The 23,152-nt window shown below is 46.4% G+C and carries 14 protein-coding genes; 2 read left to right on the top strand and 12 right to left on the bottom strand.

What is annotated here, in order from left to right:
- Nucleotides 1-7: 7 nt before the first annotated feature.
- The 11 genes from carB to LLF92_11030 form a co-directional block, all read right to left on the bottom strand.
- Complete coding sequence (gene carB, locus LLF92_11080) at nt 8-3,193, bottom strand: carbamoyl-phosphate synthase large subunit (GenBank protein MCE5341648.1); 3,186 nt, start codon at nt 3,191-3,193, stop codon at nt 8-10.
- Between the two features lie 126 nt (nt 3,194-3,319).
- The gene (locus tag LLF92_11075) at nt 3,320-4,963 is read right to left on the bottom strand and encodes an NAD+ synthase (protein ID MCE5341647.1); all 1,644 of its coding nucleotides are present in this window, start codon (nt 4,961-4,963) and stop codon (nt 3,320-3,322) included.
- A gap of 164 nt (nt 4,964-5,127) precedes the next feature.
- Nucleotides 5,128-6,546: a glutamate synthase subunit beta gene (locus LLF92_11070; GenBank protein ID MCE5341646.1), complete on the bottom strand. Its 1,419-nt coding sequence runs from the start codon at nt 6,544-6,546 to the stop codon at nt 5,128-5,130.
- Nucleotides 6,547-6,588: 42 nt separating this feature from the next.
- Nucleotides 6,589-11,145, bottom strand: a complete 4,557-nt coding sequence (gene gltB, locus LLF92_11065; protein ID MCE5341645.1) for a glutamate synthase large subunit — start codon at nt 11,143-11,145, stop codon at nt 6,589-6,591.
- 93 nt (nt 11,146-11,238) lie between these two features.
- A complete protein-coding gene (locus tag LLF92_11060) occupies nt 11,239-13,347 on the bottom strand; it encodes a glutamine synthetase III (protein MCE5341644.1) in 2,109 nt (702 codons plus the stop codon).
- A 244-nt stretch (nt 13,348-13,591) separates the two neighbouring features.
- Nucleotides 13,592-13,933 (bottom strand): P-II family nitrogen regulator, encoded by a 342-nt coding sequence (locus LLF92_11055; protein ID MCE5341643.1) that lies wholly within the window; start codon nt 13,931-13,933, stop codon nt 13,592-13,594.
- Between the two features lie 28 nt (nt 13,934-13,961).
- Nucleotides 13,962-15,164, bottom strand: a complete 1,203-nt coding sequence (locus LLF92_11050; GenBank protein MCE5341642.1) for an ammonium transporter — start codon at nt 15,162-15,164, stop codon at nt 13,962-13,964.
- A 418-nt stretch (nt 15,165-15,582) separates the two neighbouring features.
- Nucleotides 15,583-15,924, bottom strand: a complete 342-nt coding sequence (locus LLF92_11045) for a P-II family nitrogen regulator (GenBank protein MCE5341641.1) — start codon at nt 15,922-15,924, stop codon at nt 15,583-15,585.
- 14 nt (nt 15,925-15,938) lie between these two features.
- Nucleotides 15,939-17,288, bottom strand: coding sequence for an ammonium transporter (locus LLF92_11040; protein ID MCE5341640.1), 1,350 nt, complete (start codon nt 17,286-17,288; stop codon nt 15,939-15,941).
- Between the two features lie 39 nt (nt 17,289-17,327).
- Nucleotides 17,328-18,107 (bottom strand): hypothetical protein, encoded by a 780-nt coding sequence (locus LLF92_11035; GenBank protein ID MCE5341639.1) that lies wholly within the window; start codon nt 18,105-18,107, stop codon nt 17,328-17,330.
- A 192-nt stretch (nt 18,108-18,299) separates the two neighbouring features.
- A complete protein-coding gene (locus LLF92_11030; GenBank protein ID MCE5341638.1) occupies nt 18,300-19,829 on the bottom strand; it encodes a sigma 54-interacting transcriptional regulator in 1,530 nt (509 codons plus the stop codon).
- Nucleotides 19,830-20,198: 369 nt separating this feature from the next.
- Here LLF92_11030 and panB point away from each other — a divergent pair, with 369 nt between their 5' ends.
- Nucleotides 20,199-21,026: a 3-methyl-2-oxobutanoate hydroxymethyltransferase gene (panB, locus tag LLF92_11025; GenBank protein ID MCE5341637.1), complete on the top strand. Its 828-nt coding sequence runs from the start codon at nt 20,199-20,201 to the stop codon at nt 21,024-21,026.
- A 102-nt stretch (nt 21,027-21,128) separates the two neighbouring features.
- A complete protein-coding gene (locus tag LLF92_11020; protein MCE5341636.1) occupies nt 21,129-22,250 on the top strand; it encodes a glycosyltransferase in 1,122 nt (373 codons plus the stop codon).
- Between the two features lie 22 nt (nt 22,251-22,272).
- On the opposite strand, the gene dapA is transcribed toward LLF92_11020, so the two are convergent.
- Nucleotides 22,273-23,145 carry a 4-hydroxy-tetrahydrodipicolinate synthase gene (dapA, locus tag LLF92_11015; GenBank protein ID MCE5341635.1) on the bottom strand — a complete coding sequence of 291 codons (873 nt, stop codon included), beginning with the start codon at nt 23,143-23,145 and terminating at the stop codon, nt 22,273-22,275.
- Nucleotides 23,146-23,152: the final 7 nt, after the last annotated feature.

Genomic DNA, 23,152 nt, shown 5'->3' with positions numbered 1-23,152 from the left:
TTTATCCTTATTTGTAAAATAACTGTATTGGTTTAACTTCAATTTCCTTGTGCTTCATCGATTCGAGAGCAGTTGTAACAGCCGCTGCGCCGCGAATCGTCGTCGTATAAGGCACATTGCGGTCAAGGGCAGTTCTGCGAATCGCGAACGAATCCTTAATCGTCTGTTTGCCGACAGTCGTATTTATAATCATCGAAACCTGTTTGTTGATTATCAGGTCAACAATATTCGGCCTGCCTTCATTCATCTTCAATACGAATTCCGATGGGATGTTGTTCTTAATCAGCTCAATGCAAGTGCCTTTGGTCGCCATGAGTTTAAAGCCCAAATTATGCAGTCTGCGGGCTACTTCGACACCTTTTGCTTTGTCGGCATCCTTCACGCTGAAGAAAACATTTCCGCTTGTCGGCAGGGAATTTCCCGCGGCCATCTGCGATTTTGCATAAGCGATTCCGAAATCGTCCGACAATCCCATTACTTCGCCGGTCGAGAGCATTTCCGGGCCGAGAATAGTATCGCAGCCGGGGAATTTCAGGAACGGGAAGACCGCTTCCTTGACGGAGAAATGCTTACGCACCATCTCCTGCGTGAAACCGAGTTCGTCGAGCGTTTTACCCGCCATAACCTTTGCGGCCAGCTTCGCAAGCGGGATACCAATCGCCTTGCTGACGAATGGCACTGTTCTTGACGCTCGCGGATTGACTTCAAGGATATAAATTTCGCTGCCCTTAATAGCGAACTGGATATTCATCAGGCCTTTGACTTTTAACTCGAGTGCGAGCAGTTTTGTCTGGCGTTTTACTTCCGCGATTAACTTCGGACTCAACGAAAACGGAGGCAGCGAACAGGCGCTATCGCCCGAATGAATGCCCGCCTCTTCGATGTGTTCCATAATGCCAGCGACGACAACGGTTTTGCCATCGCTTATCGCGTCAACGTCAAGCTCCGCAGCGTCATCGAGAAATTTATCAATCAATATCGGATGCTCGTTTGAAACCGCAATCGCGTTTTCGACGCAGGTTTTTAATTCTGATTCATCGTAAACAATCTGCATCGCGCGTCCGCCGAGTACAAACGACGGTCGGACAAGAAGCGGATAGCCGAGCTTTTTGGCGATTTTTAATGACTCTTCGTAATTCATCGCTGTTCCGCTGGGCGGCTGATTTAGTTTTAATTTTTCAACGATTTTGTTGAAGAGTTTTCTGTCTTCGGCAGCGTCGATGCTTTCGGGACTTGTGCCGATAATTTTCACGCCTGCCTGTGCAAGTGCGTTTGCAAGTTTCAACGGCGTTTGCCCGCCAAACTGCACTATAACGCCGTCCGGCTTTTCCTTATCGACGATGTTCATCACATCTTCAAACGTCAGCGGCTCGAAATATAATCTGTCGGATGTGTCGTAATCTGTGCTGACTGTTTCAGGGTTGCAGTTGACCATTATCGACTCGATGCCGATTTCCTTCAGCGCGAACGCCGCGTGGCAGCAGCAGTAATCAAATTCAATACCCTGTCCGATTCTATTGGGGCCGCCGCCGAGAATAATAACTTTTTTCTTTGTCGTCGGGTCTGCTTCGCACTGGTCTTCGTAAGTTGAATATAAGTAGGGCGTGTGCGCTTCGAATTCTGCGCCGCAGGTATCGACTCTTTTATAAACAGCCGAAATGCCCTGTTCGATTCGCTGCTTGCGAAGCTGCGTTTCAGGAATGTTCAGTTTCATCGCGATGTATTTATCGCTGAAGCCGAGCTTCTTTGCTTTTTCAAGATTCTTTATACTTAACTTGCCTTCAAATTCGACAATCTGTTTTATGTTGTTCAAAAACCACGGGTCGATTTTTGTAAGGTCGAAAATTTCTTCGATTGTGAATTTTCTTCGCATTGCCTCGGCGATATACCAGAGCTTATCCCAGCGGCTTGTGCGGAGCGTCTGGCGGAGTTTTTCATCGTCAATGCCTGCGGTGATGTGTTTGCTGTCAAGCGAGTATCTGTCGATTTCGAGCGAGCGAATGGCCTTTTGGAACGCTTCCTTGAAAGTGCGTCCGATTGCCATCGCTTCGCCGACGCTTTTCATCTGAACTGTAAGTTCTGAATTTGTCGCGGGGAATTTTTCGAATGTAAACCGCGGCCATTTCACAACGCAATAGTCAATCGTCGGCTCGAAGCACGCCGGCGTCATTTTCGTAATATCGTTCGGAATTTCATCAAGCGTGTAACCAACCGCCAGCAGCGATGCGATTTTCGCAATCGGAAAACCTGTCGCCTTTGATGCAAGAGCCGAGCTTCGTGAAACACGCGGGTTCATTTCAATAACGTACATTTTTCCGTTTTTAGGATTTATCGAAAACTGAATATTCGAACCGCCGGTTTCGACGCCGATTGCGCGAATGATTTTCAGAGATGCGTCGCGCATCGACTGGTATTCTTTATCGGTGAGAGTTTGTGCCGGCGCAACTGTGATGCTATCGCCGGTGTGGATGCCCATCGGGTCGAGGTTTTCAATCGAGCAGACAATCACGACGTTATCTTTTCTGTCGCGCATTACTTCAAGCTCATATTCCTTCCAGCCGATGACCGATTCCTCGACGAGTACCTGACTTTTCGGGCTTAAACTCAAGCCCCAATGAATGTATTCCTTGTATTCCTGTGCGTTATAAGCGATGCTTCCGCCTGTTCCGCCCAGTGTGTATGATGCGCGAATAATTGCCGGGAAACCAATCTGCTGAATAATTTTCTCGGCTTCCGCCCAGTTGTGGACGTAGCCGCTTTTCGGAACGTCAAGGCCGATATCGAGAATTATTTTTTTGAATTTGTCGCGCTCTTCAGCTTTTTTAATTGTCGCTAAATCCGCGCCGATGAGTTTGACTTTATATTTTTTCAAAACGCCGGTTTCAGCCAAAGCGACCGCAGTATTAAGACCAGTCTGTCCGCCGAGTGTCGGCAGGATGCAATCGGGCTTTTCCATAATGATAATTTTTTCAATCATCTCCGGCGTAATCGGCTCGATGTACGTTCGGTCGGCAAGTTCCGGGTCGGTCATAATCGTTGCCGGGTTGCTGTTGACCAGCACGACTTCGTAGCCTTCCTTTCGCAGAGCCTTGCAGGCCTGTGCGCCGGAATAGTCAAATTCGCAGCCCTGGCCTATGACGATAGGGCCGGAGCCTATTATGAGTATTTTATGGATGTCTGTACGCTTTGGCATTCTTTTATAAACCTTTAGCCACTGAGAAAATATTATTATTAGCCACAGAGAACACAGAGGACACAGAGATATTAGATATTAATTTTTAAATATCCATTTTTGCAATTGTTACATCCATGTTTACTGTTACACATTATTATTTTTAATTATCCTCTGACGATAAAGATTTGTCATCGGCATTCTTCTGTCGCGGCCGAAAGCCTTGGGCGTAATTTTCACGCCGGGCGGAGACTGACGACGTTTGTATTCGTTACGGTCAACCATCGCGATAACTTTTATTACAACCGCCTGGTCGAAACCCTGCTTAATTATTTCCTGCAGAGATTTTTCTTCCTCGACATACAATTTTAATATGCTGTCGAGAACGTCGTATTCCGGAAGCGAATCGCTGTCCTTCTGATTTGGGCGAAGCTCGGCTGTCGGAATACGGTCTATGACGCTTTGCGGAATGCGTTCTCTGCCGTGAAGTTTATTTATATAATTGCTTAATTCGTAAACGACAGTCTTGGGCACATCCTTTATTACCGCAAAACCGCCCGCGGTGTCGCCGTAAAGCGTGGAATAGCCAACTGCCGTTTCGCTTTTGTTGCCGGTGGTCAAAACAAGATAGCCGAACTGATTGCTAAGCGACATCAGCATAATGCCGCGGATTCTTGCCTGCAGATTTTCATACGCCAGGCCTTTGTCGTTCCAGCCGGGGAATTTAGCAAGCTCGTTATTATAAGTCTGCAATATCGGTTCAATCGGCATACTGTGAAATTCGATGTCGAGGTTTTCAGCGGTGAGCTGCGCATCGCTGATTGTTTCGGAAAGATTGAAACGTGTCGGCATTGTAACGCCGATAACGTTTTCTTTGCCGAGTGCGTCAACAGCAATGTTCGCTGTCAGCGACGAATCGATTCCGCCGCTTAAACCGATGAGTACCTTTTTAAAGCCATTCTTTTTCACGTAATCGCGAGTGCCGAGAACCAGCGCGTTGTAAATTTCCTCAACGTAATCAGTTTTCTTAATCGGCGTATTGGAAATTATTTGACCGTTCGGCAGGATATCGGCGATAAGCAAATCCTCTTCGAAAGCTTTGGCTTTTGCGACAAGTTCGCCTGCTGAATTTACAAAAATGCTTCTGCCGTCGAAGACAAGCTCGTCCTGTCCGCCTACGATATTACAGTATGCGATTGCGCAATTTAGTGTTTTGGCACAGTCCTGCAGGACACTGATTTTATGATGAATTTTGCCCGCGTGGAATGGCGACGCTGAAATATTTACAAGCAAATTCTTTTGCGGTACTGACGTTAGAAATTCGTTGAGCCATTGCAGCTCCCAGATGTCTTCGCAAATAGAGCAGGCAACGGCCATATCTTTGATTTTCACAATGACAGGTTCCGAACCGGCGGAAAAATAACGCTTCTCATCGAAAACGCCATAGTTTGGAAGCTGACACTTGCGGTATACTTTTAGTATTTTGCCTGATTGCATAACCGCCAGCGAATTATAACAAAAATGGTCGGCGAATTCTGCGAAGCCAACCATCATCGTAATATCGGGACAGTCTTTTGCGATTTGCTCAACAGCCTTCTTGTTTTCCGCAAGAAAATGTTTTTTCATCAGCAAATCTTCGGGCGGGTATCCACAAACGCTTAATTCCGGAAAAATAAGCAAATCAACCCCGGCATCCTTTGCGCGGACGTACATCTGCCGGATTTTGTCTATATTTCCGGTAAAATCACCTACGGTGGTGTTTATTTGCGATAAACCAGTTCGTAAATTCATTGGCTTCGTATTATACAGAAAAAAAACAGAAATGAAATTGAAAATTGAAGATTGTCCCCTCTGATTTTTCTTTCAAGGAAGAAAAATCCTAAAGAATCGGGGATATAATAGATTGAAGAATTTAACGCACTTTCTTTCAATATTCAATCTTCATTCTACAATCTTCATTTATTTTTCAGCCATTCGTTAATTTGTTCAGCGGCTTTTCTGCCTGTGTCAATCGCCTTTACAACCAGCGACGCTCCGAGCAGTGAATCTCCGGCCACAAAAACGGCAGGATCGCTCGACTGGAAGTCCGTGCAGGCGATATTTCCGTTTTCTGTCAGTTTCAGGCCGAGACCATCAATTAAGCCATCGTGCTTTATGTGCAAAAATCCCATCGCCAGAATGACAAGGTCGGCTTTAAGTGTAAAATCTGTGCCGACAAGTTCTTTGATGTTCCAGCCGCGGGGAGTTTTTTCCCATTCGACAGAGCAGCCGTGCAGTTCGCTGACGGATGTTTCCGCACCTGAAATTTTAGTGGTTTTTACGCTCCACATTCTTTCGCAGCCTTCTTCGTGCGAAGATGAAGTTCGCATAATCCTCGGCCAGTTCGGCCATGGGGTATCCGATGGACGGATTGCCGGCGGTTTTGGTAGAATCTCAAGCTGGTAAATCTTTTTTGCGCCCTGACGACGAGCTGTTCCGACGCAATCGCTGCCGGTGTCTCCGCCGCCGATGACGATGACGGATTTATCTTTTGCGTTGATGATTTTATCTTCAACTAATTCGCCGTTGCAAAGTTTATTTTGCTGTGCGAGATAATCCCACGCGAAAACGACATTTTCGTAACCGCGGCCGGTAACAGCCAAATCTCTGGCCTGGCCTGCGCCCATAGTGATGCAGACACAATCGTATCGTTGTTTGAGATAATGTGAGGAAATATCTTTGCCGACTTCGACGCCGGTTTGGAACTGAACGCTTTCGGCAGTTAACTGCTCGATTCTTCGGTCGAGTACGCTCTTGTCGAGTTTGAAATCCGGAATGCCGTAACGTAAAAGGCCGCCGATTTTATCATCTTTTTCAAAAACGACAACATTGTGGCCTGCACGCGCAAGCTGCTGTGCGGCGGCAAGGCCGGCAGGGCCTGAACCTATGACAGCGATGCGTTTGCCTGTTTTCTGCTGCGCGATAACCGGTTTTATCCAGCCTTCTTTGAAGCCGCGTTCGACAATTTGATATTCGATGTGTCTGATGAATACAGGCTCATCGTTAACCGCCAGTGTGCACGCTGTTTCGCAGGGGGCGGGACAAATTCTGCCGGTGATTTCCGGGAAGTTGTTCGTCGAGTGCAGAACATCGCACGCCTGCTGCCATTGGCCTTTGTAAACATAATCGTTAAATTCCGGAATGTTGTTGCCCAGCGGACAGCCCATGCCGTGACAGAACGGTATGCCGCAGTCGATGCAACGCGCCGCCTGCTGGATGATATCCTCCGGTGTGAGCGTCAGTTCGACTTCGCGGTAATCACAAATCCGCTGCTCAATCGGACGATAACCTGTTTTTTTGCGTTTATATTTTAAGAAACCTCTAATTTCTGCCATAATTCCAATCTCAAATCTCAGATTTCAAATTTCAAATTTTCGTTAACCTTTAAGAAACACTTCTTCAGTTGCCGGTGTTGTTTCGGTGTGCCGCTGTTCGGCCGCACGCATCTTTTCGAGCGACTTGCGGTAATCAATCGGAACAACCTTTACAAATTTGCCGAGCATATCAGACCATGAATCCAGAATCCTGTGAGCCTGTTTGCTGTTCGTCCATTTGTAATGTCGCGTAATCAACTCTTTCAAAATATTTTTATCTTCTTCAAGATAAATGCTCTCCAACTCGACCATGTCGAGGTTGCAGAGCGTGTCGAATAACTGCATTTCATCGAGGACATACGCAATACCGCCGCTCATGCCCGCAGCGAAGTTGCAGCCGGTTTTGCCGAGTACGACGACTGTTCCGCCAGTCATATATTCGCAACCGTGATCGCCCAAGCCTTCGACAACCGCCGTTGTTCCGGAATTGCGAACGGCGAATCTTTCGCCTGCCATACCGTTGATGAAGAGTTCGCCTTTCGTCGCGCCGTAAAGCAGCGTGTTGCCTGCGATGATATTTTCGTGTGCGGCAAATTTCGAGCCGCTCGGCGTAATGACAACGATTCTGCCGCCTGACAGACCCTTGCCGACATAATCGTTTGCCTGGCCTGTGAGTTTGAGCGTAATGCCGGGCGATAAAAACGCGCCGAAACTCTGACCTGCCGAGCCGGTGAAATTCAGATCAAGCGTACCGTCCGGCAGACCCGCTGCGCCGTATTTTTTCGTAACATAGTTACTCAATATTGTACCAACTGTTCGGTTGACGTTGCGAATCGTCATATCAATCGACGCTTTTTGTTTGCCGTCAATCGCGGATTTGAGTTTTTCGATTATCTGCCAATCGAGATGGTCAGCCAGTTTGTTCTGCTGTACGGTAACTTTGTGGATCGCTCTGCCGTCTGAAATATCCGGTTGAACGAACAGTGCCGAGAAATCCAGACCTTTTGCTTTGTAATGCTCGATTGCTTTTTGAGTACACAAATGCTCAACTTTGCCGACCATATCTTCAAATTTTCTGAAACCGAGTTCTGCCATAATTTTGCGAACCTCCTCGGCAACGAAAAACATATAGTTTTCAAGATATTCCGGTTTGCCTGCGAAACGCGCTCGCAGTTCCGGGTCCTGTGTCGCGATGCCGAACGTACACGCGCCTTCGTGGCATTTCCGCAAAAGCGTGCATCCCATCGTAACAAGTGCGCCGGTGCCGAAACCGAATCTTTCCGCGCCGAGCAGTGTGGCAATGACAACATCACGACCTGTTTTGATTTGGCCGTCAGTCTGGAGCGTAATTCTATCCCGTAAATTATTGGCAACAAGTACCTGCTGCGTTTCCGCAACACCCAATTCCCACGGACAGCCGGTGTGTTTGATTGAACTTAACGGGCTTGCACCAGTTCCGCCGTCGTGTCCGCTGATTAGAACTTCGTCTGCGTTTCCTTTTGCAACACCTGCGGCGATTGTTCCGACGCCGATTTCGGCAACGAGTTTAACTGAAACTCTAACGCCGGGGTTGCTGCACTTGAGGTCGTATATTAATTGTGCCAAATCTTCGATAGAATAAATATCGTGATGCGGCGGGGGAGAAATCAAAGTTACGCCCGGAGTCGAATGTCGCAGTTTTGCGATTTCTTCGGTAACTTTATGGCCGGGGAGCTGACCGCCTTCGCCGGGTTTTGCACCCTGTGCCATTTTAATCTGCAATTCGGTCGCGTGCGAAAGATAATTAATCGTTACGCCGAATCGTCCGCTTGCTACCTGTTTAATCTGGCAGTTCAGCGATACCTGCCCCGGCTTTTCGATATATCGCTGCTCGTCTTCGCCGCCTTCTCCGGTGTTGCTCATGCCGCCGATTTTGTTCATTGCCGCGGCCATGCACTCATGCGCTTCTTTGCTTATCGAGCCGTGGCTCATCGCGCCGGTGCAAAAGCGTTTGACAATTTCTGCTGCTGGTTCGACCTGGTCAATTGAAATTGGATTTCCGTTTTGGAATTCGAAAAGACTTCGCAGCGTACAGAGTTTTGAATCCTGATTATTTACTGCTTTTGAAAATTCATCATACGCTTTGGCGTCTTTATTTCTTACAGCGTGCTGCAAACACGAAATCGTAACAGGATTCCACAGGTGAGCTTCGCCTTTAATTCTGTAATGATAATCGCCGCCGTATTCAAGCTCAAGCTGTCCGCCTTGGCGAGGAGTGAAAGCGTCGTTATGACGAATGAGAGTTTCTTTTGCCAGTTCGTCAAGACCGATGCCCTGAATACGCGAGCTTGTGTTCGTGAAAAATTCATTTACAAATTGTTTATTCAAACCGATGGCCTCGAACAGTCCGGCGGTGTGATAGCTTCGCAGGGTCGAGATGCCCATCTTGCTCATCGTTTTGAGAATGCCTTTTTTAATCGCAGCGATAAAATTATCGGCGATTTGCACCGGCTCCATCGTCGGCGGCAGTTCACCCATTCTTTGCAATTCATTAAGTCCCTCGAATGCAAGATACGGATTAACGCCGTTGGCGCCATAACCGCAAAGCAGGCAGAAGTGCATAACTTCACGCGGCTCTCCACTTTCAACGATAATGCCTGAATCGGCTCGCAGACCCGCTTTAAGCAGTCCGTTGTGAACTGCGGCAGTCGCCAGCAGTGAAGGAATCGCCGCTTTGCTCTGCGAGGCGTTGTGGTCGCTGATAATCAGCAGCGACGCTCCGTCTTTGACAGCGGCCTTTGCATCTTCGACGAGCTTATCAATTCCCGCCCGCAGGCTTGCGCCGGAGTTATCAGTCTGCGCATCGAATAACGCGGCGATAGTTACAACTTTAAAATCCTTGCGATTGACCGAACGCAAACGCAAAATATCTTCGTTTGTCAGAACAGGATGCGGAAGTTTTAACTGTCTGCAATGCAGAGGCGATTCGTCGAGCAGATTAGATTTTTTGCCTGTGAATCCCATAAGACTCATTACAAGACCTTCACGCAGCGGGTCAATCGGCGGGTTGGTAACCTGTGCGAATAACTGTTTAAAATAATTGAACAATAATTTCGATTGATTGCTCAAGACCGCAAGGGCGGCGTCGTTGCCCATCGAGCCGACCGGCTCCTGACCGTTAAGACCCATTGGTTTTAGAACCATTCGGAGTTCTTCACGATTGAAGCCGAACATTCGCAGACGCTGATATATGGTTTCGCGGTCGATTGTCGCAAGTTTCGGGCTGTCGAATAATCCGCGAAGCTCAATGCGGTTTTCTTCGAGCCAGCGGCGATACGGTTTTTGCCGCGAGATTTTGCTTTTGATTTCGTTGTCGGTAACTATGCGGCCTTCGACGGTATCGACGAGGAACATGTGACCGGGCTGAAGCCGGCCTTTCTTCTGGATTCTTTCCGGTGGAAATTCCACTACACCGGCCTCGCTTGCCAGAATTGCAAGGCCGTCGGTTGTTACTACATATCGGCATGGACGCAGGCCGTTGCGGTCGAGTGTTCCGCCGATGATTTGGCCGTCGGTGAAGACCATCGCGGCAGGGCCGTCCCAAGGTTCCATAAACGAGGCGTGATATTCATAGAACGCGCGTTTATCCGTGCTCATGTGGTATTTTACGCCAAAGGCTTCGGGAATCATCATCATCATCGCGTGCGGCATGGTACGCCCGGCCTGAACTAAAAGTTCCAGCGAATTATCGAAACACGCCGAGTCGCTGCCATCGGGGGCCAGAACAGGGAAGCAGTCGCTCATATATTCGCCAAACGCAGACGATGACATTTTATATTCACGTGCGGACATACTGTTTTTGTTGCCGCTTAATGTGTTGATTTCGCCGTTGTGTGCGATGCAGCGGAACGGCTGTGCTAAACGCCAGTTCGGAAATGTGTTCGTACTGTAACGCTGATGCACGATTGCCAACGCGCTTTTCATCGTCTCATCCGAAAGGTCGGGATAATACGCCGCAAGCTGCCATGCCATAAACATACCTTTATAGCAGATTGTTCGTGAACTCATCGAGCAGATGTAGAAATCACTTGCCGCTTCGCCGAATGTTTCGCGTACCTGTTTTTCTGTGCGTTTGCGGGCGAGGAATAGTTTTTTCTCAAGCTCTGCGTCTTTGAATCCGCAGGCGTCGATAAAAATCTGACTGATGTGCGGCTCGGCTTCGAGCGCGATTTTGCCCAGACAATCCGGTTTTACCGGCACGATTCTTTGTCCGATGATTTTCATTGAGTGAAACTCAACGGCTTGTTTGAGCATTGCCAGACATTTTTCGCGGAGTGATTCGTCTTTTGGTGAGAAGACCATCGCGACGGCGTAATTACCCGCTGAAGGCAGATTTATTTTATTTTTCGTTTGTGCAAAAAAAAACTCGTGCGGAATCTGCATCAAAATGCCCGCTCCGTCGCCGGTGGTTTCGTCTGCGCCGGCCGCACCGCGGTGATGGAGGTTAATGAGAATTTCTTTGCCATATTTAACGATGGAATGGTCGGCTTTGCCTGATATATTAACGACAGCGCCGATACCGCAGGCATCGTGTTCGGTTTTTACTTCGTATAAGCCAAAATCTTTCTGTACGTTTGCCATTTTGTCCTTAGAAACAGGTATTCATAGAATGGCCGATTTTCCCAAAAATCGGCCATTCATTCAACAATAAATTGTATAATAGTTTTAAACTTTTTATTTGCCGAAAAGCATTTCCGCGTAAGTGGGAAGGGGCCACATTTTCGCGTCAACGATTAACTCCAGTTCGTCAGAGGCTTTTCTGACCGCATTCATACCGACTACTATAGTATCTCTGCAAGTTTCCGCTTTTTTGGCGGTACTGTCAATGTCATTTGCCTTGGAAATTGCATTTTTCAGTTCTTCCATGCTGTTATTAAGGTCTGTAATGAGTTTGCAGGTCTTGTCGAGAATAGTTTTCTCGGTGTCAGGATTGCTGCCGGCATTACTGATACGATCGATAGCTTTTGCCAGTTTTGAAGCATATTCAATTGCTGTCGGCAAAATCTGACGCTGTGCCATGTTCAAAGCCGTCTTGCCTTCGATAATAATTGTCGTGCTGTATGCGTCGAGCAGAATTTCAGTTCTTGCCTTCAGTTCAGGCTTTGACAGCACTTTGTGCGTTGTAAACAATTTAATGTTTTCTTCGTCAGCAATAATTTTTGTCGCGTCAACAGACGATTTAATATTCGGCAGGCCGCGTTTTTCAGCTTCCTTTGCCCATGCTTCAGTGTAGTTGTCGCCGTTGAAGATGACTCTGCTGTTTTCCTTTGCGATTTTCGTCAGAATCTTCTGTGCGGTAGCTTTTACATTGCTGCTCTTTTCGAGTTCATCCGCGATTTCCATCAGAGATTGTGCCACGATGGTGTTCAATACGAACATCGGGCCTGCTGTTGACTGGCTTGAACCAACCATACGGAACTCGAACTTGTTGCCTGTGAAAGCGAACGGCGAAGTTCTGTTTCTGTCGGTGCTGTCTTTCGGAAGCTGCGGCAGAGAAGATACGCCGAGTTTCAACTGACCACCGGCCTTTGAAGCCTTTGCGCTGCCGATTGCGAGCTGTTCAACAATGTCTGTCAACTGGTCGCCGAGGAATATCGACACGATTGCGGGCGGTGCTTCGTGAGCTCCGAGTCTGTGGTCGTTGCCCGGCGAAGCGACGCTTGCGCGGAGCAGCTTGGCATATTTATCAACCGCTTTGATAACCGCACAAAGCATAACAAGGAATATCATATTATCGTGCGGTGTGCTGCCCGGTTCGAGCAGGTTCAGACCGTCGTCAGTTGACATACTCCAGTTATTGTGTTTGCCGGAGCCGTTAACGCCTCTGAATGGTTTTTCATAAAGCAGGCAGACGAAATTGTGTCTTAATGCGATTTTCTGCATCGTTTCCATCACGAGCTGATTGTGGTCCGTCGCGACGTTCACGGTGCTGAATACCGGAGCAAGCTCATACTGTGCAGGCGATACTTCGTTGTGCTGTGTCTTGGCTGAAACGCCGAGTTTCCAAAGCTCGAAATTTAAATCGTGCATATAAGACGCGATTCTTTCGTGCAGTGAGCCGAAATAGTGATCGCTCATTTCCTGACCGCGAGGAGTCGCTGCGCCGAAGAGTGTTCTGCCGGTCAGCATAAGGTCGAGCCGTTTTTCATAGTACTTCTTGTCAATCAGGAAGTATTCCTGTTCCGGACCTAATGTAGCGTTGACGATTTTCGTTGTTGTATTGCCCAATACCTTCAAAACCCTAAGAGCCTGTTTGTTCAGTGCGTCCATTGAACGCAACAGGGGAGTTTTCTTGTCGAGTGCTTCTGCGTGATATGAGCAGAATGCGCACGGAATAAACAGCGTGATATTTTTGCCGGTTTCTTTAATGAATACCGGGCTTGTGCAGTCCCATGCTGTATAACCGCGAGCTTCGAATGTAGCTCTCAATCCGCCGGACGGAAAACTCGAAGCGTCAGGTTCGCCCTGAATGAGTTCCTTGCCGCTGAACTCCATAATGGTTGTGCCTTCAGGAGTCGGCGAGATAAATGAATCGTGCTTTTCAGCAGTCAAACCTGTCATCGGCTGGAACCAGTGGCAGAAGTGCGTTGCGCCTTTTTCGATTGCCCAATCCTTCATCGTATTGGCGACTATGTTGGCCAGTGCCATATCGAGGAATCTGCCCTCGGCGATTGTCTTCTTGAACTCTTTATATACTACCTTTGGCAGACGTTCTTTCATAACAACGTCGTTGAACACATTCTTACCGAATACGGCCGTAACCGATTCACAGTTTTCAGTCATTTTCATACTCCTAAAAAGTTTTAAACACCTTCAAACACCTAATATTTTATGCAATTTCTATACCAGTATTACCGGACGGATAAAAAATTCCGTATGGCATTACTGGTAAAGATATTACATCACAATTTAATTTCAACAGAAAAGTTGAATGTTTACGTTTATGTAGTTTTTTCTTAATAAAACTACATTTTTGTATTTTTTACATATTTGTCTCGATATTCGACAAGTATGTCGGCAGGTGGAATTAACCGATAGCTTCGCTGCCTCTTTCGCCGGTACGAATCCTGACGCATTCGGGCAATTCAACGACAAAGATTTTGCCGTCACCGGTTTTGCCTGTTTTTGCGCCTCTGGCGATTGCAGAGATTGCACGCTCTACGAAATTATCATTTACCGCTATTTCGAGTCGGATTTTTCGTAACAGATTTCCTGTTTCTTTCATTCCGCGATAAACTTCGGTAACGCCTTTTTGTCTGCCGTGGCCGAGCACTTCGCTTACAGTCATCAGGTTTATTTCTTCTTTGTAAAGTTCTTCTTTTACTTCTTCGAGTCTATGCGGCTGAATTACAGCAATTACAAGTTTCATTGTATTTTATCCTTTCAGTTATTTGATATTACTCAAGCATTGTGTACGCACGTTCGTTGTGTTGGGTAAGGTCGAGGCCGATTGCCTCGTCTTCATCCGCGACTCGTACGCCGATCAATGCGTCGATTATTTTGTAGATAATTAAAGTTCCGACAAAAGCGTAAACTATCGTTACTGCTGTTGCGCCGAACTGAACCAACAGCAAATGCGGGTTGCCGAAAAAAAGGCCGTCTGCGCCTGCGGGGTTAACAGCTTTTGACGCGAATAATCCTGTCGCCAGCGATCCCCAAATACCGCCTATACCGTGCACGCCGAAGGCGTCAAGTGAATCATCGTATCCTAATTTGTGTTTGATAAAGCTTACCGCGATAAAGCAGAACACACTGACAAGCAGGCCGATTATTATCGCAGAGCCAACGCCGACGTAGCCTGCCGCCGGTGTGATGGCGACAAGACCTGCGACCGCACCTGAAATTGTACCGAGCATTGTCGGTTTGCCATTGAATATCCAGTCAAGGAAAGCCCAGCTTAATGCCGCCGCTGCCGCTGCGGTGTTGGTTACGACAAACGCGTTGACTGCAATGCCGTTTGCGCCAAGTGCGCTTCCTGCGTTGAAGCCGAACCAGCCGAACCACAGCAATGCTGCGCCCAGTACACTGAACGGAAGATTGTGCGGAGCTACTGAATATTTTATATAGCTGGTTCTTTTGCCGATAACAATTGCGCTAACCAATGCCGCGATACCAGCGTTGATGTGAACAACGGTACCGCCTGCAAAATCCAGTGCGCCCAGATTTCTAAGCCATCCGCCGACGCCCCATACCCAGTGTGCGACAGGGTCATATATGAATGTTGCCCAAAGCAGAGTGAAAAGCAGAAACGCTGAAAATTTCATTCTTTCCGCGAACGCTCCAATTATAAGGGCGGGAGTGATAATTGCGAACATTGCCTGGAACATCATAAATAATTGATGTGGAATTGTTGCCGCGTAGTCGGGATATGGTTCAAGTCCTACGCCTTTAAGGCAGAACCATTGCAGGCCGCCAATCCAGCTTGCTCCCGGTGCGAACGATAAACTGTAGCCGAACAGCACCCATTGAATGCTTATCAATGCCAGTGCGATAAAACACTGCATCAGGATACTCAAATAATTTTTTCTGCGAACCAGGCCGCCGTAGAAAAATGCAAGCCCCGGCGTCATTAGCATAACCAATGCTGTCGCCATGAGCATCCATGCCGTGTCGCCTGTGTCGATTGACGGAGCGGGGGAGTCGCCGGCAAAACTTGCTGACGATGAGATGAGCAACAATACTCCACAAATTAACAATGTACGAGCGCTGACCATTATAGCACCACTTCCTTTCTATAAACAAAAATACATAATTAACTTATTTGTATTAATGCAAGAAGTGTGCCAGTGAATATCGTTTATCGTAAGTGTCTGCCGTCTAAGTATTTGTGCGTTGGTGGTTAAAAATATATTAAAAACTTATTTAATACAATTTTGTAGATTATATTCACTGTACGGACAATTTTGTAGTTTTTAAATATACAGAAATAGGGACTTTGCCCTTACACAAAGCCCCTAAATCTTTGGCACTGTTGGAAGTGGTGCCTGTTTCTATGGACGACTGTTTAATGTTAGAATATCAGCCAATAGCTTCACCTCCTCGTTCGCCTGTGCGGATTCTAATGCACTCCGGCAGTTCGAGAACAAATATTTTGCCGTCGCCGATTTGCCCTGTCCTGGCGCCATCGATAATGGCTTTGATGGTTTTTTCAACGAACCCTTCGTTGACTGCGACTTCGAGACGGATTTTTTTCAGAAGATTCACTTCGACATCTACGCCTCGATACGATTCGTGATAACCTTTTTGCTGTCCGCAGCCCAATGAGTTTGTTACGCTCATTTTGTAAACTTCGGCTTTGTACAACGATTGTTTTACATCGTTAAGTTTATGTGGTTGTATGTATGCAACTATTAGTTTCATTTTTAGTGTCTCCGTTATTCGTTAGTGAATACTTGGAAGCCTGCGTAAGCTTCGTTTCCGTGTTCACCGATATCAAGCCCTTTAAGTTCTTCTTCGGCCGAGGTACGCAGACCAACGGTTTTGCGAAGAATCCAGAACAATATTATGCCAAGTCCAAATGCCCATACGAAAGCAGTGCCTGCACCGAGAGCCTGTATTCCGAGCAGTTTAATGCCGCCGCCGGTAAAGAGGCCGCCGTTGATGGCAAACAAACCGTAAGATAAAGTTCCCCAGCATCCGTTGACTGCGTGAACGCTGACAGCACCGACCGGGTCGTCAATTTTAAGAACATAATCTAAGAACAATACGCTAAGTACGACTAACACACCCGCGATGCCTCCGATGATGATTGCGCTTACCGGCGATACTCCGTCGCACGGTGCGGTGATTGCGACCAGACCTGCCAATGCACCGTTGAGCGTCATACCAATATCAGGTTTTTTAATGATTTTCCAGGATGCTATCAACGCGGTCAAAGCACCGGCACAACCGGCTAAATTTGTAGTAACAGCAATGTAGCCTGCCAACCCGTTGCCTGCGGTTGTGCTGCCGGGGTTGAAGCCGAACCAGCCGAACCAGAGAATGAAAACGCCCAATGTTGCCAGCGGCATACTGTGGCCGAGAATCGCACGAGGTTTTCCGTTTAGACCGTATTTTCCAATACGCGGGCCTAATGTGATAGCGCCTGCAAGTGCGAGCCATCCGCCGATTGAATGTACGACTGTCGAACCTGCGAAATCATGGAAGCCCAGTTTTGCCAGCCAACTGTTGTTGTCGGTCAGCAGCAGATTACCCCATACCCACGAGCCGAATACCGGATAAATTACAAGGCTTATAATCGCGCTGTAAATCAGGTAGCTGATAAATTTAGTTCGTTCTGCCATCGCACCAGAAACGATTGTCGCGGAAGTTGCGGCAAAGACCGTTTGGAAAATCAGAAACGTCCAGTTCCAGCTTGAACCTGGTTCAGTACCGGCAAGTCCGAACATAGATGTTCCGAAAATGCCGTTCGATACGCCGAACATCAATCCGAATCCGACAAGGAAAAATACAAGACTTCCGATTACAAAGTCCATAAGATTTTTCATCAGAATATTCACTGCGTTTTTCGCGCGTGTAAAGCCTGTCTCGACCAATGCGAAGCCGGCCTGCATAAAGAACACCAGAAACGCCGCGACACATGTCCAGACAATGTTAATGTTCATTTGCAATTCTGCTTTGATGCTTTCGAGGGTTGGTGCCGCGTCTTCAGCCATACATATCGCAGGCATCGCGACAATCAGGACGCAAACAAGTCCCGCCAAAGATAATTTTACCCTTTTCATTTTATTAATTCCTTAAATTTAGTTAGTAAATTTTTTAACTTAGAAAGATTTTGAAATACTTACACCCGCGATGAAGTAATCGCTTGATGTACTATACATATCTGAATTTCGTATGTTGCCGTCAGCCAGAGTAACAAAACTTATACTCGGAGTAATTGACCAGTCGCCCGGCAGTGCAAAAGGCAACGCAGCTTTGAATACCAAATCGTTGAGTCTGCTGTCGGCTGATTGTGCGCCCCAATACCATTCGTTGTATTCCGTATTGCCCCAGCCCACAGATGCACCAAGCACAAGGTCGGCAGAAATTTTTTCAGTAACTTTAATTATTTTTTCTATTTTGTGCGATACTGCGAAGTTTGCGTATATACCGCCGCCGGCTTCATCGATATCGTGATACACTGTAAGTGTCGGGCTAAGGAACGTATCATAAGTCAGTCCCCAAAATAATTCTGTTGTATCCAAATATGAACTTGGGAACTGATAGTGAATCATACCAATGTTATAGCCAAGTTTTCCTTCTGGACTGAATTTCCCGCTGTAACTTAACGTGAAATCCCATTCTGTAAATTCACCGCTGTCGTATCCCAAACCCTTATTGTATTCAGTAAGTCCCATGTTGCCCCAGGCATTGAACGAGAAACCTTTGTACGTTACTGTTGCACCGGGCTGAAAAACAAAATCATCGTTCAGCAACTGGCCGCGCCAAACATACTTGCTGTTGAAATCACTGGTAAGCGTAACACCAATCTTGTCATCATCTTCTGCCAGTACCGCCGAGGCACAGAGCGAAACCAAAATCAACGCTGCTAACTTTCTCATTTCATTTCTCCGTAAAAGTATTAAGAATTAAAAACCAACTGTTTGATATAAAAGCAAGAAGCGTGCCAGATGAAAAATGATTTCGTAAGTTTATTGTGATGAGATGGTTATGGCAAAAACCGATAGATGGTACAATTATATAAAAATATACAAAAATGTATAACGATGTTTAAAAGTTACGTTTTTGTAATTTTATGACAACAGTTTCGGAAATATTCCGTACTTTTTAATTTTATAACCGAGGATTCGTTCTGTTAATCCAAGTTCGGTGGCGGCTTTTCGTTGTTGCCCGCTGTATTTTTTCAGCGAATCAATGATTAATTCCTTTTCTTTGTTTTCTATGATTTCCGTAAGTGATCGACCGGTCAGCGATTCGCTTTTCTTAATCATCTGAAGAGATGGCGGAAGATGTTCCGAGCGAATCACATCATCGTTGCAGAGCAATATCGCTCTTTCGATGCAGTTTTCCAGTTCGCGGACATTACCGGGCCAGTGGTAGCTTGTCAGCATTTCAATCGCGGGAGTGGAAATGCGCGTGATGCGTTTGTTGTTTTCGCGTGCGAATTGTTCAAGGAAATAATCCGCAAGCAGCATAATATCGTCCTTGCGTTCACGCAGCGGCGGCAGGAAAATCGGAAAAACATTGATTCTGTAATACAGGTCTTCTCTGAAAAGTTTTTCTTTTATCTGTTCTTCGAGGTTTTTATTTGTCGCGACGACAATTCTTACATTCGCTTTGATTGTATCCGTTCCGCCGACACGTTCAAATTCCTTGAACTGAATGATTCGCAGCAGTTTAACTTGTAAATTCATTGAAAAGTCGCCGATTTCATCGAGGAAGATTGTTCCGCCGCTGGCTTTTTCAAATCTGCCGATTTTTCTTTCTGTTGCGCCTGTAAAAGCGCCTTTCTCATGGCCGAACAATTCACTTTCCAGCAGCGTTTCAGGCAAAGCGGTGCAGTTTACCTTTACAAACGGTTTGCTTGCTCTGCTGCAATTATAGTGAATTGCGTGCGCGACGAGGTCTTTGCCTGTTCCGCTTTCACCTCGTATCAGCACCGTTGCGTTGCTGTCGGCTACCTGTTCGATGAGCCGGTATATTTGCTTAATGGCATTGCTTGTGCCGACCATATTATCTATATTGAAATGCGTTTTTAATTCCTGTCGCAGGCGAATGTTTTCTTCTGAAAGCTGTCTTCTGTCCGATTCGACAAGTTTGTTGAGCTTGACAGCCTGTGCAATCATTGTCGCGATTACATTCAGAAGATTGAGAACCGAGTGAACATCGTCCGTTTTATGTGCCTGTCTGTCAACGCTCAATGTACCGATAGTTTTGCCTTCAAGTTTGATTGGCACACAATAAAATGAAATCTGTTTGCCTTCAGAATCTTTTCTGGCATGTGTACGGTGAAGAAATCTGTTGTCTTTGGAAATGTCCGGCACGACAATTTCTTTACCGGTTTGAACAACTGTGCCGGTAACGCCTTCGCCGACTTTGTAGCTGCCGAGCTGCTTGGATTTTTCGCTTAAACCGTGCGCGACTTTGATATTGATTGTTTCTGTTTCCGGGTCTAAAAGGGTAATGGTGCCTTTTTGCAGCTTGACGTGTGTGTCCAGGGACTTCAAAATAGCTTTCATCGTCAGCTCAAGGTTGAGCGATTCAGCAAAAGCCCTTGCCATATCGCCTAAAAGCATTACGCCATCGGAAATTTTACCGGTCATTTTTATGCCTTCATTATAGTTACAAAATTGTTAGCAAAACACAGGAAAATACAATTTTGTAAATTATACAGTATGATTACTTTTGTTCAAATAAAATTTTTGTTCTTGCTTGAAATAGAAACATTGTGTATTTGTAAACACTAAATATAAAGAAAGCCAGACCCTAATTTGTTATCAGAATCTGGCTTAGGAGGAGGGTGATGAAAAAGTTTGAAAAACCGACTAAAATAGCCGGTAAATGTCCTTCAATAAGCTGAACATTATTACATATAAAATTTAAAAATCAAGTCTAAATTTATAAAAATTTTTTGCACGTCAAAATCTGCTTGCCAATACGATGTTTTTGAAATATCCTAAAGCATTGCCTATATGAAAGTTACCATTACTACATTACGAGAGGCCAAGCAGCACGGACAGAAGTTTTCCGTGGTGAGCTGCTATGATTATACCAGCGCGGTTCTTTGTGCCGCGGCCGGGGTCGATGTGTTTTTGGTGGGCGATTCGGCGTCGCAGTTTATGCTCGGGTTTACCAATACTGTTGACGTCTCAATGGATTTTATGATTGCTATAACCGCAGGCGTTCGCAGGGCAAATTCTGATTTGCTGCTTGTTGCGGATATGCCTTATCAGGGCTGTTCCAAAGGTAGAGATGAAACGGTTAAAAATGCCAGACGGTTCGTTGATGAGTGCGGTGCGGACATTGTGAAGATTGAGGCTGCCGAGTCCGATTTCGATACGATAAAAGCTATAATCGATTCCGGTATCGCGGTTATGCCGCATCTTGGTATTCGGCCTCAAACCGGTAAGTACAAAGCGGAAGGTACCACCGCCGAGGTTGGCGCGGCAATTATCGAACTTGCAGAAAAATCCGTTAAAATCGGCGCTCAAATGCTTCTGCTTGAAGGCACAGCAAGAGAGGTTGCAAAAATCATTACACAGAAAGTGTCGGTGCCTGTTATCAGTTGCGGTTCCGGTCCTGATTGCGACGGACAGGTTCTGGTTTTGCCGGATATTTTAAATTTAAAAGAAGGGCCTGTTCCGAAATTTTCAAAAGGTTTCGGCAATATCGGCAAAGCAGCTATTGAGGCCATTGCTCTATATAACAGTCAAATTAAGCAGGGCGTTTTTCCTGATGATGAGCACAGTTATCACATGAAGCCGGGCGAATACGAGAAACTTATTAAAAGTATCGGGTGATACCCTTAAGGGTAAGAAACTTCCGCGATAAAAACCGTGATGTTTTATGTAAAAATATTACCCGCGGATTATCGGAAATGTTAATTTAAGCATGGTAGAATTATGTTTCAAAGCGAAACAGAAATTGAAAATCAAAATGAAACCGAAAGTACGATCCGGCCTTTGATTATTTCCGACAGGGTAACGGTCAATCAGTATTGTTCGTCGTTCAGGCATTTGCTTTTCGGTTTTGAAGCGCAGGACGTCAGAACCGCGATAGTTGTGCCGCCTAAAAGCGATATTGAATTTCTTCTCTTTCCCGGTGCAAGGATTATCGAGCATCCGGTACTGCGTTTTCCATTGTTTTACGCACATAACAAAAAGAATCTGCTCGAGCGTATCGAGGAAGTCAGGCCAGGTATTATTCATTGTTTCGGCACTGCAAAATCAATGCTTGCCAAGTCGGTCGCCGAGCATCTCGATATCCCTGCGGTTATTACTATCAATTCCACAAATGTGTCACTGCCGTATCGTATGCTTATCGACAGGTTTTTTGAAAAAATTATTGTGCCTTCGGCCAAAATTGGTACAGGTCTTGAAAAATATTTCGCAAAAGAAAAAATCACACAGGTTAATCCCGGGGCTTTTACCGATGATGTATGCAGTTGCTTTTCGTCGCCTGCACGGCTGCCGAGTATGATTACGCTCTGCCGGTTCGACAATTTCAAGATTTTCGAGCCGCTGCTTAATGCGATTCGTCATCTTGCCGTTGACGGATATGATTTTGTCGTGATTTTTATGGGGCAGGGACGGGCAGAAAAGCAGATTCGCGATTTTGTCAAGCAGACTGGTCTGTCGCAAACGGTCGTTCTTTCGCCTCCGGTAAGGCCGATGCGTTCGGTATTTCGCGGCTGCGACGTGTTGATTCACACAAACTATTCCGGCAGTTTTGACCCTGTGATTATAGAAGCGGCCGGCGCAGGTTTGGCTGTCGCCGCTGACAGAAACAACGTCGAAGAATTACTGCAGGAAGATTTCTCTGCGGTTCTTTTTGACCGTAATGACGAGTTGAGCATTTATTCTGTGCTGCAAAAACTTCTCGATGACAAACAGAGAACGTGCACACTGGCGATGAATCTGCAGGATCAGCTTCGTAAAAACAATTCGGTAAGCTCAATGGTCAGCACACTACTGAAAATATACAGCGAAACCAGACAATGTGCTTCGCCGCTGCCTTTGCTGTAATAATTTTTCGCCTCTATTATGTCTAAACGTTCAAGCCGTATTCTTTTAACAGCTTTCGGAGCGTTTCTTTCTGTGCCGGTTCGAGCGGCGTCATCGGTAGACGCATTTCTTCTGAAGACATGCCGAGCATTGCCATTGCCGCTTTAATCGGAATCGGGTTTGTCGCGATGCCGAGCATTGTTCTTGCGAGTTTGAAAAGTTTATTGTGCCATTTTCTTGCCGAAACCAAATCGCCCTCAAGAATCAAATCGGTCATAGCTTTTACATCGCCGGGGACGATATTTCCAACAACACTGATAACACCTTTGCCGCCGACAGAGGCTATCGGCAGCGTCAAAGAGTCATCGCCCGAAAGGATTGTCAGGTCGCAGAGGTTCGCGATTTCACTGGAGACGTCCAACTGGCCTGTCGCTTCTTTTACCGCGACGATGTTTTCAATTTTCGCAAGACGTGCGATTGTTTGAGCCGTCATGCCCGCGCCGCATCTGCCGGGAATATTGTAAAGCACCATCGGCAAATCGACTTCTTCGGCAATCGCCGCGAAATGCTGAAAGAAACCTTCCTGTGTTGGTTTGTTGTAGTATGGCGTTACCTGCAAAGAAGCGTCTGCGCCGACTTTTTTTGCGAATGCGGTCAGTTCGATTGCCTCGGCTGTACTGTTCGAGCCGGTGCCTGCGATGACAGGGACTTTGCCGTTGACGATTTTTACTATGCGTTCGATAACCTGTTTGTGTTCTGGATGTGAAAGTGTCGGCGATTCGCCTGTTGTGCCGCATGGAACGATGCCGTCAGTTCCGCTTTTGAGTTGGAAATGCACCAGTTCATCGAGTGTATTGAAATCTACTTCGCCATTATTGAACGGTGTAATTAACGCTACCATTGCTCCGTTAAACATTTTAAAT

This window comes from Planctomycetaceae bacterium, from assembly GCA_021371795.1.
Lineage (GTDB): Bacteria > Planctomycetota > Phycisphaerae > Sedimentisphaerales > UBA12454 > UBA12454.
Note: the sequence above shows the minus strand (reverse complement) of the source record. Positions and strands in the feature narration are given on the sequence as shown.

Coding starts and splice junctions, on each gene's coding strand:
- carB (MCE5341648.1), bottom strand. CDS start 3,193: ATGCCAAAGCGTACAGACATCCATAAAATACTCATAATAGGCTCCGGC.
- LLF92_11075 (MCE5341647.1), bottom strand. CDS start 4,963: ATGAATTTACGAACTGGTTTATCGCAAATAAACACCACCGTAGGTGAT.
- LLF92_11070 (MCE5341646.1), bottom strand. CDS start 6,546: ATGGCAGAAATTAGAGGTTTCTTAAAATATAAACGCAAAAAAACAGGT.
- gltB (MCE5341645.1), bottom strand. CDS start 11,145: ATGGCAAACGTACAGAAAGATTTTGGCTTATACGAAGTAAAAACCGAA.
- LLF92_11060 (MCE5341644.1), bottom strand. CDS start 13,347: ATGACTGAAAACTGTGAATCGGTTACGGCCGTATTCGGTAAGAATGTG.
- LLF92_11055 (MCE5341643.1), bottom strand. CDS start 13,933: ATGAAACTTGTAATTGCTGTAATTCAGCCGCATAGACTCGAAGAAGTA.
- LLF92_11050 (MCE5341642.1), bottom strand. CDS start 15,164: ATGCTCATGGCGACAGCATTGGTTATGCTAATGACGCCGGGGCTTGCA.
- LLF92_11045 (MCE5341641.1), bottom strand. CDS start 15,924: ATGAAACTAATAGTTGCATACATACAACCACATAAACTTAACGATGTA.
- LLF92_11040 (MCE5341640.1), bottom strand. CDS start 17,288: ATGAAAAGGGTAAAATTATCTTTGGCGGGACTTGTTTGCGTCCTGATT.
- LLF92_11035 (MCE5341639.1), bottom strand. CDS start 18,107: ATGAGAAAGTTAGCAGCGTTGATTTTGGTTTCGCTCTGTGCCTCGGCG.
- LLF92_11030 (MCE5341638.1), bottom strand. CDS start 19,829: ATGACCGGTAAAATTTCCGATGGCGTAATGCTTTTAGGCGATATGGCA.
- panB (MCE5341637.1), top strand. CDS start 20,199: ATGAAAGTTACCATTACTACATTACGAGAGGCCAAGCAGCACGGACAG.
- LLF92_11020 (MCE5341636.1), top strand. CDS start 21,129: ATGTTTCAAAGCGAAACAGAAATTGAAAATCAAAATGAAACCGAAAGT.
- dapA (MCE5341635.1), bottom strand. CDS start 23,145: ATGTTTAACGGAGCAATGGTAGCGTTAATTACACCGTTCAATAATGGC.